1 pseudogene is annotated in these 1,754 nt (G+C 75.8%); it reads right to left on the reverse strand.

The features are described from left to right. Window positions 1–1,754 (reverse strand): annotated as a pseudogene (locus tag GT354_RS10790) (hypothetical protein); the annotation flags it as partial.

Raw genomic sequence — 1,754 nt, forward strand, 5'->3', positions numbered from 1 at the left:
GCGGGCCGATCGCCGCCCGCGAGCGCCAACACCCGCCGGTCGGCCGCCAACCCGCGCTTGTCGGAGCCGACGTCGCGCATCCGGGTGGCCGCCACGGCCTCCTCGCGCGCGCTCTGCGAGTCGCCCGTGCACAGCGCCAGGATCGCCAACTCGTGCCGAAACCACGCGTGGTCGGACGCCGCGGCAGCGCCCGCGTCACGCGCCGAGGCCAGGCCCAGATCGAGCGCTTCGCCCCACACGTCCCAGCGCGCGGACGCGCCGAACGCGGGCGCGGCCGCGCGAGCGAGACCACGCGCCGCGCCGGCCTTGCCCAACCGCTCGGCCTCGCGCAGACAGGCCAGGATCGGATCCGCCTCGCGCGCGACGTCGGCCGGGGTGACCGACGGGTGCGAGACCCACCACGTGAAGTGCTGGATGGCCGCGACCGCCCACGACGAGGGCCCGCGCACTATCGCCGCGACCGCGTCGGAGGTGCCGCCGGCGAGCCGGTACCGGCCGTACTCGTGCACGGCCAGGCCCGCGTCGACCAGTTCGTCGGCCGCGCCCACCGCGTCCACCGCACCGGTCAGCGCCGGCAGGTGTACGGGGTCGGGCAGTTCGCCGTCCAGGGCGGACGCCAGACGCAGTACCTGCTGGGCCGAGGAGGACAGCATCGGTACCAGCCGGGGCACGAACTGGCGCGGCTCGCCCGGCGAGGGCAACTCGCCGGCGGTGTCCACCGCGCCGTCGTCGAGCAGACCGTAGCCGGTCCGGCCGCGTTCGCGCCGCGCGAGGAGGGCACCCGCCTGGACGAACCGGCCGGGGTGGCCGCCCACTTGGAACCACAGCGCGGACGCCCACGCGAGTTCCTCGTCGTCCAACTCGCGGCCGGCCGCGCTGCGCAACAGGTCGAACGACGCGTCCTGGGGCAGGCCGCCGAGGGTGATCTCGTGCAGGGGCGAGTCCCGCCGCACGATCGGGTCGACGACCTCGGGCCCGGCCATCAGGAAGGCGCATTCGGGTGCCACCCGCAGGAGTTCGACCACGTCCTCCTGAGGCAGCTCCAGGTCGTCGACGACCACCAGGGCCGCGACGTCGGCCAGGATCGCGCCCGACTGCGCACGTGTCGGCCGATACGGGCGGCCCCCGAAGCTTGCGTCGTGCAGCTGCTGGAGGAGATCGTCGAGGCTGCGCCGCCGCCCGTTGAGCAGGAGCACGCCGCCGGGTGCCTGAGCGGGATCGATCGAGGCCATGTGGCGCAGCAGCGTGGTGCGCCCGATCGCGGTCGGGCCGCCGATCCGTACCGAAGTCCCGCGCCGCAGCAGGCCGGTCAGCTCGGCGATCTCCACTCCTCGGCCGAGCGGGGCCGACGCGGCGGAGGGGGCCGAGCCGGGCAGCCGGGACGGGTTGGCCGGCCGGTCGCCGGCGGGCATCGGTACGGCGTCGGTGCCGTCGGGGCCGCCGAAGGTCAGGAGCAGGTCACCGGCGATCAGCTGGAGCAGGCCCGCAGGCGCGTCCGAGGGCGGATCCCGCAAGTCGGTCGAGGGTCCGCCGAACGGTGGCCCGGCGTACATCGAGTCGTCGTCGAGCGGAATGGGCGCCGAGCGGCCCGCGAGCGGCGGTTCGCCGGCCGGGGGTGCCTGCTCGGTACTCGGGCGTGGCCCGAACAGCTCGTCGAGGTAGGCGTCGTCGCCCCACGCACCGGCCCCGGACCCGCCGTCTCCACCGTCACGACCGCCGTCACCGAAGTCGCGGGCCGGACCCGCCGCGCCGTC

Origin of the sequence: Streptomyces sp. SID3343 (assembly GCF_009865215.1) — a bacterium.
Lineage (GTDB): Bacteria > Actinomycetota > Actinomycetes > Streptomycetales > Streptomycetaceae > Embleya.